Consider the following 12,483-nt stretch of genomic DNA (forward strand, 5'->3'; position numbering starts at 1 on the left):
CCTGCCATCCGCGAGGCAATCCGTAGCGCGGGCGCCAAGCTCCTGTTCCTGCCGCCGTACAGCCCCGATCTCAATCCGATCGAGCAGGTCTTCGCCAAGCTCAAGCACCTGATGCGCAAGGCCGCAGAGCGTACCCACGACGCAACCTGGCGACGCATCGGCTCCATACTAGACACCTTCAGCCCAGATGAATGCCGCAATTACTTGCTCAACTCCGGATACGGATCAAGCTAATGTCATCCGACTCTAGCGCTTCACGACCCGGTTGAATTCCTCTCTCGCCACCTTCACGGCGAAGGTCGGGGCAAGCACGAGATAGCGTCGCCAGAGCCGTCTCGGTTCGCTCAGGAGGCGGTGCAGCCATTCAACACCGTTCTGCTGCATCCATTTCGGTGCGCGCTTCACGTCGCCGGCATAGAAATCGAATGCCGCCCCGACGCCGATCATGGTCGCGCCCGGAATTCGCCCGACAGTGTCGCGCATCCAATATTCCTGTTTGGGCGTGCTGAGTCCCACCCAGATGATGTCGGGTTTTGCAGCGGATATCTCGGCGATGATCGCCTGATCCTGTTCGGGCGTCAGTTCACCGAAAGGTGGCGTATAAGTGCCCGCAACGACCAGCCCCGGGAAAAGCGCCGCAAGGGCGTTCGCCATGCGATCTGCCACGCCTTCTTTGCCGCCATAAAAATAGTGGCGAACACCTCGTTCCACCGAGGCTTCGCACAGCGCGGCCACAAGATCGGCGCCACAGACCCGACTGACCTCAGAATGGCCGCGCAGGCGCGATATCCAGACGAGCGGCATGCCATCCGGCGTCACCAGGCCGGCGCCATGATGGATGGCGAGCAGCGCGGGGTCGGTCTGGGCACGCATCACGCCGTGCACGTCGCGGACACAGATATAATGGGCCTTGCCAGCAGCCAGCCATCCGAAGATGGTCGACAGGCACAGACGCATGTCGATCAGGCTCAGCGGCACCCCGAGCACCTGAGTCGTCGCGACAGCGCCCGATGCCACCCCCCCATCGGATCTAACGATACCCTTCATATCGGTCACGCGAGCACCGCGCACGGGCTGTCAGCTGTTTCGATGTCGCACTGCATGGCGCCGCTATTCTCCCTGAGCATTTCTGCCGCCCTCCGTCTCGCCAGTATCACGATCCCATTTCCAGTCGCGGTGCCCGATGTGGCTTCCTGAACCGTGACAACAGGACCGATGCCATCAAGCGCCGCGCCGGCCGATCCCAGAACCGGTCGAGCCAGCCCACCGCAACGAAGACGGTGACAGCGTACAGCACGGCACCGGCAGTCCCCGTTGCCTGTGATTTCAATCCGAATGCCTGGCTGAAAAATGTGCTGATGATCACCATGAGCGGCACATGCGTAGCGTACAGGCCGTATGAGCGTGCGCCCACGACATGGAATATCCTGTTAAGCCAGCCCGGCAGCTCGGGGTCGCCATGGCGCTTGCCTGCACCAGCCAACACCACGACCGGGTAGATGATCAGGACCACGCCCATATCGTAGACCGGCCGGTATTGCCCCGGCGCCGCCGCGAGCGTCGCAGCGAGCACCAGAATGAGAAATCCCGGATGCACATAGGGCGTGGACACACCGCGTTCCCACAGGCGATAAAGACTGACTCCGGCGAAGAAAGTGAAGATGACGCGGGCCGCGCCTCCCAAGAACGTGCGATGGTCGATACCGGCATCCAGCGAGCCGAGATAGAACACGCACAGCGCCATCGCAGCTCCGCCTGCCAGGACCAGGATCATCAGACGTGAGGGTCGCAGCCAGGCGAAGGTCGCGACGAGCATCAAATTCGCCACCATCTCCCAAAACAGCGACCAGGCAACGCCATTGAACGGGAAAAGGAGATTCTTGCTGTCGGGAATGTGCACTATCACCGGGAGAAAGAACGCGTTGAATCCAAGTGGAATGAGAATCTGCTTCAGTTGGAGATCATGCTTGAGCACGTGAAACAGCGCATAATATGCAACGCCAAGCGCCAATCCGAGCACGTAATAGGGATAGAGGCGTGCAAGCCGCAGCACGAAAAACTCCCCTACGCCGAGGCCGCGCGCGAGCCGCGGGGAATAGGCAAAGGCCAGGACGAATCCGCTCAGCATGAAGAAGAAGTCGACGGCGAGATAACCGCTGCCGACCAGCGATCGCAGGCCCGGGTCCGAGGAATGCAACATCATCACACAAATCGCGGCGATTCCGCGCATTCCGTCCAGAGCGGCGAATCTTCTGTCCGGACCGTGGAAGCGCGTCGCGGACCCATCAACGGCGCCTGGCTTCCCCGTCGAGGAATTCACGCCACTGCCCGGGCTGATACCCCCCGAAGTGCGCCGCCGGCGCCCAGGAACTCGGCATAGGTCGATGCCACCCCCTCACGAATCCCAATCCTTGGCGCCCAGCCCATCGAGAACAGCCGGCTGCTGTCCATCAGCTTCCGCGGCGTGCCATCGGGTTTGGTGGTATCGCAAACCAGCTCGCCCTCGAGACCGACCACGTCGAGCACGAGCCTTGCGAGATCGGCGATCGATATCTCTTCCCCCGACCCGACATTCAGATGTTGTTCGCCGGAATAGGTCTTCATCAGGAAGACGCAGGCATCGGCCAGATCGTCGACGTGCAGGAACTCTCGCATCGGTGTCCCGGTCCCCCAGATCTCCATGGAAGACGCGCCGGCGATCTTTGCGTCATGCGCCTTGCGGATGAGCGCCGGCAGGACGTGGCTGCCGTTCAGGTCGAAATTGTCGCCAGGTCCGTAAAGATTGGTCGGCATTGCCGAGATGAAGTCGCAGCCATGTTGCCGCCGATAGGCCTGAGCGAGCTTGATCCCGGCGATCTTCGCGATCGCATACCATTCGTTGGTTTCTTCGAGCGGCGCGGTCAGGAGCGCATCTTCGGGAATCGGCTGCGGCGCGAATTTCGGATAGATGCAGCTCGACCCGAGGAACATCAGCTTTCCTACGCCGGTGCGATAGGAGGCCTCGATGATGTTCGCCTCGATCATCATGTTTTCGTACAGGAAATCGGCGGGATAGGTGGAGTTCGCCAGGATTCCACCGACTTTCGCTGCGGCAAGGAACACCGCGTCGGGCCTCTCCTGGTCGAACCATGCGCGAACTGCCGTCTGGTCGAGCAGGTCGAGATTGGCGCGGGGAGCGGTCAACACCTCGCACTGCTCGCTGGCCAGACGTCGAACGATCGCGGAGCCGACCATGCCGCCGTGCCCGGCGACATAAACTCTCCGTCCAGCCAGCGAGAACGACATCAGGCGCCCTTCTCGATCGGTGCCTCGCGCATGACAATAAGATCCTCACGAACCATTTCGCTGACCAGGTCTCGCACCGAGGTCTCGTGGTGCCAGCCGAGCTTGGTCTGTGCCTTTGTCGGATCACCGATCAGCAGGTCTACCTCGGTCGGCCGGAAATAGCGGGGATCGATCTCGACCAGGCAGGCACCGCTCTTCGTGCAATAGCCCTTCTCGTCGATACCCTCGCCTCGCCATTCGAGTGTGATCCCCACATCCTGGAAGGCCCAGTCGACAAAACTGCGCACGGTGGTCGTCTCCCCAGTGGCCAGCACATAATCGTCCGGTTCGTCCTGTTGCAGCATCATCCACATGCCGCGCACATATTCCCGGGCATGGCCCCAGTCGCGCTTCGCGTCGATATTCCCAAGCCACAGCTTCTGCTGACGGTCGAGTTTGATAGCAGCGGCAGCGCGGGTGATCTTGCGCGTCACGAAGGTCTCGCCGCGCAGCGGGCTCTCATGATTGAACAGGATACCGTTGGATGCGTGCATCCCGTACGCCTCGCGGTAGTTTACCACGATCCAGTAGGAATAGAGCTTCGCCGCCGCATAAGGCGACCGCGGATAGAAGGGCGTTGTCTCCTTCTGAGGGACCTCCTGCACCAGGCCGTACAATTCGGACGTCGAAGCCTGATAGAATCGGCACCGCTTTTCCATGCCCAGGATTCGGATCGCCTCAAGCAGGCGGAGCGTACCGATACCATCCGCATTGGCGGTATATTCGGGGGTTTCGAAACTCACCTGGACATGGCTCTGCGCTGCCAGATTATAGATTTCGGTTGGCTGGATCTGCTGGACGACACGGATGAGGTTGGTCGAATCGGTCAGGTCGCCATAATGGAGATGGAACCGGGCATCGCTCGAATGAGGATCCTGGTAGATGTGTTCGATACGCCCGGTGTTGAACGAGGACGATCGCCGCTTCAGGCCATGGACCTCATATCCCTTCGCCAGAAGCAGTTCCGCCAGATAGGCGCCATCCTGCCCGGTGACACCCGTAATCAACGCCACTTTCTTGTCGCCAGAAGTCATCTCGAATCCCCGCTGTGTCAGTACCAATTTTAACCAATTGCTGCAGGCGCGAAAGAGAAAATCTCGACACCGCGGCACGGGCAGGACGCCAATGCGCCCAAAAGCCTCGCCGGATGATAGACCGCCGCTTCGCCGGTCAAGTGACCGCAGCTGGTATTTTTGCCTCGAAAGCAAGTGATTGTTGGGCATCCCAATCGAATTACGACGGATGGACGCGGAAACGCGTCGAGCTCCTAGCCGCGAGCGACAATTTTTATGGGATCAGCGGATTGCAGATTCCACCGCGCCGCAGCAACGCGAATTGAATGCCCGATCAACAGCGTGCAATACCGGGGCGCAGGACGTTGGAATGGGAGTCGGCATGAGCCGAAAGAAGCACGTATTTGAGCCATTCCGGCATAGCCCGACACGAACGCATCACCGACATCTGGCAGTCACCACGCCATCGAACTTGTTGCCTCGGAGGCGTCAAAAATGCTTGCTGCACGCGCGAAGAGACGCAGCTAGGAAAATACGTTTCCGCGCACCGGTCATTTAGGTCCCAATCCTGGATCGTATCGGACCCTCGCGTTGCAGCAGACAGCGCCTGCCTAGCATCCATATGAAATACAGCCAAATCAGCTCAGATGCGCCGGGGTGAAATAAAAACGCGTCGGAGTTCGCACAGACTGTCAACAGATGGTTCCTCAGCAGCTCTGACGATGTATGACGGCGGTGAGCGCTGTTGCAGTGCAGAAAAGAAGGTCGCACAGTATCCGATCTCCTCCGCACGCGCGGAGGTGTCGGAATGATTCCGAACCATTTGAGCAAGGTTGGCAAATGGACGCCGAGTGGGGGAAAAGCAGCATTCGGAGGAATGCATCCGAATCGGACAGTCTCCGCAAACGAGGCGGGCGCGGGATATTGCGTGCCCGTTTTATCGCGACGCTGATGTCGATCGATCTGCTGGGCATACTCTGCGGCTTTACCTTGACCCACGTTGTTGTCGGAAGAGACCTTTACGACACCGATTGGCTGCCCTACCTCATAGCAATCACCCCAATCTTTCTCGTGCTCGCGATCAATCTCAGAGCTTATGACATCATAAGCCTGAACTCGAGGTTCGTCGCAGTTAAGACCGCGAGCAAGGCGCTGTTGATTACCCTGGCAACCATTGTGCTCGTAGCGTTCTGCCTGAAGGTAAGCGCGAATTTCTCTCGCTTGACGATGATCATCGGCATGCTGGCCAGCATGGTGCTAGTCGCGACGGGGCGTTATGTTTTTGTTGGCAGGGCAGAACGTATTTTGGGCGGGAAAGCTCATATCTCGATTCTGATGGTGGACGGTGACCACAAAGTTCCATCCGGCGACCATATGCTTTTGTACCCCGTGCACCACGACATCGATCCAGATGAGCACGATCCGCACATGTACGACAGGCTAGCCAAGGCCCTGGGCTCTGCGGATCGAGTTATCGTGAGTTGTGCGCCCGAACGGCGGCAAAGCTGGGCCCGGGCACTCAAGGGTGCCAATATCCGCAGTGAGATCATCGTTCCCGAACTGGCGGCGCTCGCGCCCCTCGGTCAAGGCCGGCTGGAGGAAACTCCCACAGTCGTCGTCGCCAATGGGCCGCTACGTCTCACCGACCGCCTGGTGAAGAGGGCGTTCGATGTCTTTGTGGCCGGTACTGCGCTGATCCTGTTGCTACCAGCGCTGGTCCTCACTGCGATCCTCATCAAACTCGAAACCCCCGGCCCGGTTTTCTTCGTGCAGACCCGCATCGGCCGTGGGAACGAGCAGTTTCGGCTTCTCAAATTCCGCAGCATGCGGCACGAGAAATCGGACAGCCATGGGCGGCGATCAGCCGCCAGGGACGATGACCGTATTACCCGTGTCGGGCGCATCCTGCGTATGACGAGCGTGGATGAGCTTCCGCAGCTGCTCAATGTGCTCGTGGGCGATATGAGCATCGTGGGACCGCGCCCGCACGCGCTTGGCTCTCGCGCGGCGGACAAGCTGTTCTGGGAGATCGACGAACGCTACTGGCATCGCCACACGACGAAACCGGGGCTGACGGGCCTCGCGCAGGTCAGGGGCTATCGGGGCGCGACTCATTCGGAAAGTGATCTGATCAATCGCCTCCAGGCCGACTTGGAGTATCTGGATCATTGGTCGCTGTTGAAAGACGTCTGGATTCTGTTCCGTACCGTCCGCGTTATTCTTCATCCCAATGCTTATTAAGTCCGTCTGCGCAAAACGACCTTCGTAACCTTTAATCGTATGGCTCATGGCGCGCCGCCGATGAGACGACCGAAGCAGGGTATTTTCTCCAGCACCGGATCGGGCACATAACCCTATGAATATCGCTGGCTGGTATCATGGCATTATCGACTGGATCGGCGACGGCACCGGCCTGCCCGACACGATCCTGCATATCCACGCCGGGCTCGCCATACTCATGCTGGCTCGGCTCGTCTCGGGCAGGTCTCTGGGTACCATTGTGCCATTATCGGTCGTGGTGGCAGCAGAGTTTGCCAATGAAATAATGGACCGACTCTATTTCGGATCGTGGCGCTGGCCCGATACGCTGGCCGATCTCGCCAACACACTCTTCTGGCCGACATTGATATGCATGGGAATCAGGATACGACCACTTGTTGCTGCCCGCGCGAGATTCAAAGGCGCGAACTGATTCGGCAAACCTCCAGCCAACCCGCCGGGCGCGGGGATCTGCTGGCTACAGCTAAGGTTTCCGCAGGAGCTTCACCAGCGGGATGATCGTGGAATAATTGTCGGTCCAGGGCGTGAAATGCGGATAGTCGTTGAGCGCCCGCCACGTCGCATCGCGGGCCTTCAGCGCGTCGATCGTCGCCGGGTCGTGCGACAACGCGACCCAGAAGGACACGGCGCGCGGCTGCTCGACATTCGGCCCCGGGAAATAGAGCAGCTTCGCCGCACTCCAACCGCCTTCCTTCGCCGCAGCCGATACGACCGGTTCCAGATCGAGAAACTTGTTGGAGATGTGGAAGAGCAGCACACCGTCATGCGACAACACCCGGCCATAGGTGCCGAACGCCTCGCGTGTCATCAGATGCATCGGCACGGCGTCCGACGAGAACGCGTCCAGCGTCAGCAGATCGAGCGAACCGGTCGCCTCCGCGGCCAGGTTGAGCCGTGCATCGCCAACCTCGATCTTCGGATTGGGCAGACAGTTCTTCAGAAAAGTGAACTGGCCTGTGTCGCGGGCGATATGCACCACGGCAGGATCGATCTCGTAGAAGCGCCAGCTCTGACCAGGCAGCGCGTAGCAGGCAAGCGTCCCCGCCCCCAGGCCGACGACGCCGATTCGGGCATGATCGCCGAACAGCGCCGGAACGGCCTGCATCGCCTGCCCTACGCCCGAGCCGGCGACATAATATGCGGTGGGCTTGCGCTCGCGATCGATGCTGCCGAGCAATTGCGTGCCGTGCACCGTGGTGCCGTGCTGGAGCTGCCGTACCTCGTCATTGCCGCGAATCGTGTAGACGCCGAAATAGCTGCGTGTCCTTGCGCCCGGCTCGAGCGACAGTAGAATCGAGCGGTAGCCGCCGAAGACGATCAGCGCGCCCGCCAGAGCAGCGACAAAGGCTCCTCTGGCACCGATGGTGAGGACGCCTACCGCGACCATCACGACGAAAACGATACCTTGGACAGGGCCGGCATCATCCGATCCGGCGCCCGGGCTATTCATCACGACCAGGATCATCACCCACATCAGCAGAGCGACGGCGACGGTCATAATCCGCCGATGCTGTGCGTTCCGGTCCCACAACACGCCGATCTCGGGGATCAGGAAGCTCTGCGGGGCGAGGATACCGGCAGCGAGTACCAGCAACGGATATTCATAGGTCCAGTCGAACACCAGCGGCGCAATCAGCGCGGAGAAAACTCCGCCCAGCACGCCGCCGACGGACATGGCTAGATAGAAGCCGGTCAGCCGGTCAGCCTCGGGACGCAGCCGGTACATCGCAGTGTGCAGCGCGACGGATGCGAGGAACAACAGGACGAGCGCAAGTACCGCGTTGAGCCACGGCTTGCCCTGAAGCCCTCCGACCAGCACGCCGCCGATGAGCAGGATGACCACCGGCGCAAGCCGGGTGAGCAGATCGGCCGGGCCGCGCCTCGTCGCAAAGGCAACCGTAAAGCTCAGCAGGTACAGCCCGAGCGGCAGGACCCAGAGCAGCGGCATCGCGACGACATCGGTGGTGATGTAGGTCGAGGTGGCCAGCATCAGCCCCGACGGCACAAATGCCAGCGCGATCCAATGCGCGACACGCTTGCCGCCCGGCGGCTCGCTCCCGGCGACCGGCCCCTCGACAACCTGCATCTTCATCTTTGGCAAGGTCATCGCGCAGACCGCGACAAGCAGGCCGACGACAATGTAACCGACCGTCCAGAGCCTGCTCTGGCCGGTCAGCGCGAGGCCCGGCTCGACGAAGATCGGATAGGCGATCAGCCCGGCGAAGCTGCCGAAATTGGACGCGGAATAAAGGGCGTAAGGGTCCTGCCCCCTGCTCGACACGCTGAACCAGCGCTGGAGCAACGGTGCCTGTGCCGAGATGGCGAAGAACAGCGGTCCGATCGATGCGCCGAGCAGCCACGGTACCCAGATGGCGGGCTGAGCATTGGACGGAAGCTGCATCGCCATCAGGCCGATCGGCAGCCATAGCGCGGCGATCAGCAACACGGCCAGATGGATCGCAGCCTGAAGCCGCGGCGTCACCCTACCAAGCCAGTGCGCATAGGCATAGCCGCCGAGCAACAGCGCCTGATAGACGAGCATCGCCGAGTTCCACACCGCGGGTGCGCCGCCGAGCCGGGGCAACGCCATACGCGCTACCATCGGCTGAACCAGGAACAGGAGGAACGATCCAGCGAGGATCGTCACCACGAACAGGGGCCGGGAGAAACTCGCCGGCACGGCGATGCGCGCCATCAGGCAGGCCGCGCGATACGGTAGAGGATGTGGCGCCGGAGCGGATCACCTTCCGGCACGAGTGGATGGTCGAAGTCGTTGTCCATATCCCGCGTCATACCGAGCCTTTCCATCAGGCCCCAGCTCGCGCCGTTCGCAGGCACCGTGATTGCCAACACCTCGGTCGCATCGAGATTTGCCCAGGCCCAGTCTAGCGCCGCCTGGGCCGCCTCACGGGCATATCCCTGGCCCCAATAATCCTTCGCCAATCGCCAGCCGATCTCGACATGGTTCTCGATCGGCGTGTCGACCGCGCCCGGTTTCAGGCCGCACATGCCCATCATGGCGCCATCGCTGCGGCGTTCGAGGACCCAGAAGGTAAATCCGTGATTATCGAGCCACGAGGTCAGCCGGCCCAGCATCGTCTCGAACGCGGCATCGTCCGGGACTGGCAGGAGGAAGCGCATGACGTCGGGATCATTGCAATGCGCGCGCAGTGCCGCACGGTCGCGCCCCTCCCACGGCCGCAGTATCAGGCGTTCCGTCTCAATCACCTGGCGAGCAGCCGCGCGGCATGGGCCGCATGATAGGTGAGCACGCCCGAGCAGCCGGCGCGCTTGAAGGCCATCAGCGTTTCCAGCACCACAGCGTCCCGCTCGGCAGCGCCGGCTGCGACGGCCGCCTCGACCATCGCGTACTCGCCTGACACCTGATAGGCGAAGACGGGTACCTGGAATTCGCTCTTCACGCGAAGGATGATGTCGAGATACGGCAGCCCCGGCTTGACCATCACGCTATCGGCGCCCTCGGCGAGATCGAGCGCGACCTCGCGCAGCGCTTCCTCGGCATTGGCCGAGTCCATCTGATAGGTCTTCTTGTCGCCCTTGAGCAGGCCGCGCGAGCCGACCGCATCCCGGAACGGACCATAGAAGCCGCTCGCATATTTTGCCGAATAGGCCATGATCTGGACATTGGTGCGGCCATCGCCCTCAAGCGCCTCGCGGATCAGGCCGACGCGGCCGTCCATCATGTCGCTGGGCGCGATGATATCGGCACCCGCCGCAGCCTGGTTGAGCGCCTGGCCGACCAGAACCTCGGCGGTCTCGTCGTTCAGCACATAGCCCGTGTCGTCGAGCAGTCCGTCATGGCCGTGGCTGGTATAGGGGTCGAGCGCAACATCGGTCAGCACGCCGACCTCTGGCACAGCATCCTTCAGCGCGCGGATCGCGCGGCACATCAGGTTGTCCGGGTTGAGCGCTTCCTCGCCACGATCGGAGCGGCGATCGGCCTGCGTGTTCGGGAACAGCGCCAGGCACGGGATACCGAGATCGCGCGCTTCCTTCGCGCGGGCGACGATTCCATCGACCGACCAGCGCGACACACCCGGCAGGCTGGCAATCGGTTCCTCGACGCCCCGCCCTTCGGCAATGAACAATGGCCAGATGAGGTCGGCCGGCGTGAGCACGGTTTCGGCATACATGCGCCGGCTCCATGCGGAAGCACGGGTGCGGCGGAGGCGAAGCGCTGGATATTGAGCAGACATGCGCGGCTTTTGATCCCTCCCGCCCGCCCGTGCAAGCCCGGGGCAGGACATCCCCTAGCGCTATGGCCGGTGTTGGGTAACGCGCGGTTACCAGTGATTGAATCGGCGCACGCACCAGGCAAGTTTTAGGTCGGCAGAGTCGCTGACGTTTCCATCTGGCGTTGCCTTCAGCCCGTCGGATGCTGCCGACCGGCCGGTTCGCCCGCCGCATGGGCGTGCTCCTCGGCCTCTTCCGGCTCCGGCGGCACGACCAGCACCTGTTCGCGCCAATGGCCGCCGCGATAATAAAGGATCGCAAGCGACAGCGAGACGAGCGAGCCTAGCGGAAAGGAATACCACAAGGCGTCCTGACCGATGAACCGTGGGCCGATGAGCGCGAAGCCGATGCGAACCGGATAAAAGGCGATCGCCAGGATGATCAGCGGCGCCACGGTGGCGCCATTGGCGCGCACCGTGGAGAACAGCACCATGGTCGCGCCGAACATGACGAAGGTCCAGCTCGCGATGAGCTGGATATGTCGCGCGATCGGGATTGCCGGGCTTTCGCTGCCCACGAAGAGCGCCATCACCTGACGATCGAAGAGGATGATGGCGAGGATCACCGCAAGGGTGATGGCGGTATTGAAGATGATTCCCGCCCGGGTGATCGCGTTCACCCGTTCCCATTTGCCGGCACCGATGTTCTGCGCGGCCATGCTGCTGACGGCAACGCCGATCGCCATCGCCGGCATCTGGATATAGGTCCAGAGTTGTTGCGAAACGGCATAGGCGGCCGCGGTTTCGACGCCGAGCCGGTTGACCAGCCCGACCATGGTGAGTCCGGCGGTCGACATTACCAGCATCTGCGCGCCCATCGGCAGGCCCTTGGCGACGATCGTCTTCACCAGCGCCGCCTCGGGGATCAGATAACGAAGCTCGGCACCGCGCAACCGGATCGGCAGATCGCGCCAGTAGACATAGAAGAGGAGCCCGGCCGAAGAGACGATGCCGGCCAGCAGGGTCGCGGTCGCCGATCCGGCGATGCCCATGCGCGGGAATGGCCCGATCCCTTCGATCAGCAGCGGATTGAAGCTGCTGTCGATCAGCACGCTGAGCAGCATGAACCACAGGGGCGTCAGCGAATCGCCGGTGCCGCGCAGGCTCATCTGGATGAGCACGCCGAGCATCGAGAAAGGCAGGCCGAGGAAGATAACGCGCAGATAGTCGCGTGCCATGTTCTGCGCCTCGCCCGGCGTGGCGAGCAGGCGAAGAATCTGCGGAGTGAACAGCCAGCCGAGGATCGAGATCAGCACCGCGGCACCGACCACAAGGCCGACCGTCGATCCGAAGGCGCGCCGAGCCGCGTCGATATCGTGGCGTCCGACCGACTGGCCGATCAGGATCGTTGCCGCCATGCCGAAGCCGAACACGGCGGAGAACATCAGGAACATGATGATGTTGGCGTTCGACGTCGCCGCCAGCGCGCTTTCGCCGAGGAAGCGCCCGACCCAGATCGAGTTGATCGATCCGTTGAGCGACTGGAGGATATTAGATCCGAGTGTCGGCAGCGCGAAGGCGAGCAGGGTCGATGCGATCGGCCCGACCGTCAGATCGCGCTGGCCCGGGCGGGTTGGGCCCTTCCCCGTCATGCCGGGTTTGCTCCGGCATCC

General features: G+C 61.9%; 11 protein-coding genes. 3 read left to right on the forward strand and 8 right to left on the reverse strand.

Annotated elements, in window-relative coordinates; translation table 11 throughout:
- On the forward strand, nucleotides 1-234 hold a 234-nt coding region (locus AC1DT7_RS18255), incomplete at its 5' end, for a transposase (protein ID WP_478037488.1).
- A 12-nt stretch (nucleotides 235-246) separates the two neighbouring features.
- On the opposite strand, the gene AC1DT7_RS18260 is transcribed toward AC1DT7_RS18255, so the two are convergent.
- The 4 genes from AC1DT7_RS18260 to gmd form a co-directional block, all read right to left on the reverse strand.
- Nucleotides 247-1,047 (reverse strand): WecB/TagA/CpsF family glycosyltransferase, encoded by an 801-nt coding sequence (locus tag AC1DT7_RS18260; protein ID WP_478037660.1) that lies wholly within the window; start codon nucleotides 1,045-1,047, stop codon nucleotides 247-249.
- Between the two features lie 106 nt (nucleotides 1,048-1,153).
- Nucleotides 1,154-2,320, reverse strand: a complete 1,167-nt coding sequence (locus AC1DT7_RS18265; RefSeq protein ID WP_478037569.1) for an acyltransferase family protein — start codon at nucleotides 2,318-2,320, stop codon at nucleotides 1,154-1,156.
- Nucleotides 2,317-3,285, reverse strand: coding sequence for a GDP-L-fucose synthase (gene fcl, locus AC1DT7_RS18270; RefSeq protein ID WP_478037570.1), 969 nt, complete (start codon nucleotides 3,283-3,285; stop codon nucleotides 2,317-2,319). Before fcl ends, AC1DT7_RS18265 begins: the two co-directional genes overlap by 4 nt.
- Nucleotides 3,285-4,358: a GDP-mannose 4,6-dehydratase gene (gene gmd / locus AC1DT7_RS18275; protein WP_478037572.1), complete on the reverse strand. Its 1,074-nt coding sequence runs from the start codon at nucleotides 4,356-4,358 to the stop codon at nucleotides 3,285-3,287. The genes fcl and gmd overlap by 1 nt, the downstream gene beginning before the upstream one ends.
- Before the next feature lie 930 nt (nucleotides 4,359-5,288).
- Here gmd and AC1DT7_RS18280 point away from each other — a divergent pair.
- Both AC1DT7_RS18280 and AC1DT7_RS18285 read left to right on the forward strand, forming a co-directional pair.
- Nucleotides 5,289-6,578, forward strand: coding sequence for an exopolysaccharide biosynthesis polyprenyl glycosylphosphotransferase (locus AC1DT7_RS18280; protein ID WP_478037574.1), 1,290 nt, complete (start codon nucleotides 5,289-5,291; stop codon nucleotides 6,576-6,578).
- 115 nt (nucleotides 6,579-6,693) lie between these two features.
- Nucleotides 6,694-7,029 carry a hypothetical protein gene (locus tag AC1DT7_RS18285; protein ID WP_478037575.1) on the forward strand — a complete coding sequence of 112 codons (336 nt, stop codon included), beginning with the start codon at nucleotides 6,694-6,696 and terminating at the stop codon, nucleotides 7,027-7,029.
- 51 nt (nucleotides 7,030-7,080) lie between these two features.
- On the opposite strand, the gene AC1DT7_RS18290 is transcribed toward AC1DT7_RS18285, so the two are convergent.
- The 4 genes from AC1DT7_RS18290 to AC1DT7_RS18305 form a co-directional block, all read right to left on the reverse strand.
- Complete coding sequence (locus AC1DT7_RS18290) at nucleotides 7,081-9,312, reverse strand: spermidine synthase (RefSeq protein ID WP_478037576.1); 2,232 nt, start codon at nucleotides 9,310-9,312, stop codon at nucleotides 7,081-7,083.
- Nucleotides 9,312-9,845: a GNAT family N-acetyltransferase gene (locus AC1DT7_RS18295; RefSeq protein WP_478037578.1), complete on the reverse strand. Its 534-nt coding sequence runs from the start codon at nucleotides 9,843-9,845 to the stop codon at nucleotides 9,312-9,314. Before AC1DT7_RS18295 ends, AC1DT7_RS18290 begins: the two co-directional genes overlap by 1 nt.
- Nucleotides 9,842-10,834, reverse strand: a complete 993-nt coding sequence (gene hemB / locus AC1DT7_RS18300; protein WP_478037579.1) for a porphobilinogen synthase — start codon at nucleotides 10,832-10,834, stop codon at nucleotides 9,842-9,844. The genes AC1DT7_RS18295 and hemB overlap by 4 nt, the downstream gene beginning before the upstream one ends.
- Nucleotides 10,835-11,001: 167 nt before the next feature.
- The gene (locus AC1DT7_RS18305; protein ID WP_478037580.1) at nucleotides 11,002-12,462 is read right to left on the reverse strand and encodes an MATE family efflux transporter; all 1,461 of its coding nucleotides are present in this window, start codon (nucleotides 12,460-12,462) and stop codon (nucleotides 11,002-11,004) included.
- Between the last annotated feature and the right edge of the window lie 21 nt (nucleotides 12,463-12,483).

The sequence above is a fragment of the Sphingomonas sp. P3_C6 genome, from assembly GCF_056402595.1.

Excerpts from the sequence above, each read along its gene's own strand:
- AC1DT7_RS18260 (WP_478037660.1), bottom strand. The coding sequence starts at position 1,047 with ATGAAGGGTATCGTTAGATCCGATGGGGGGGTGGCATCGGGCGCTGTC.
- fcl (WP_478037570.1), bottom strand. The coding sequence starts at position 3,285 with ATGTCGTTCTCGCTGGCTGGACGGAGAGTTTATGTCGCCGGGCACGGC.
- gmd (WP_478037572.1), bottom strand. The coding sequence starts at position 4,358 with ATGACTTCTGGCGACAAGAAAGTGGCGTTGATTACGGGTGTCACCGGG.
- AC1DT7_RS18280 (WP_478037574.1), top strand. The coding sequence starts at position 5,289 with ATGTCGATCGATCTGCTGGGCATACTCTGCGGCTTTACCTTGACCCAC.
- AC1DT7_RS18285 (WP_478037575.1), top strand. The coding sequence starts at position 6,694 with ATGAATATCGCTGGCTGGTATCATGGCATTATCGACTGGATCGGCGAC.
- AC1DT7_RS18290 (WP_478037576.1), bottom strand. The coding sequence starts at position 9,312 with ATGGCGCGCATCGCCGTGCCGGCGAGTTTCTCCCGGCCCCTGTTCGTG.
- hemB (WP_478037579.1), bottom strand. The coding sequence starts at position 10,834 with ATGTCTGCTCAATATCCAGCGCTTCGCCTCCGCCGCACCCGTGCTTCC.
- AC1DT7_RS18305 (WP_478037580.1), bottom strand. The coding sequence starts at position 12,462 with ATGACGGGGAAGGGCCCAACCCGCCCGGGCCAGCGCGATCTGACGGTC.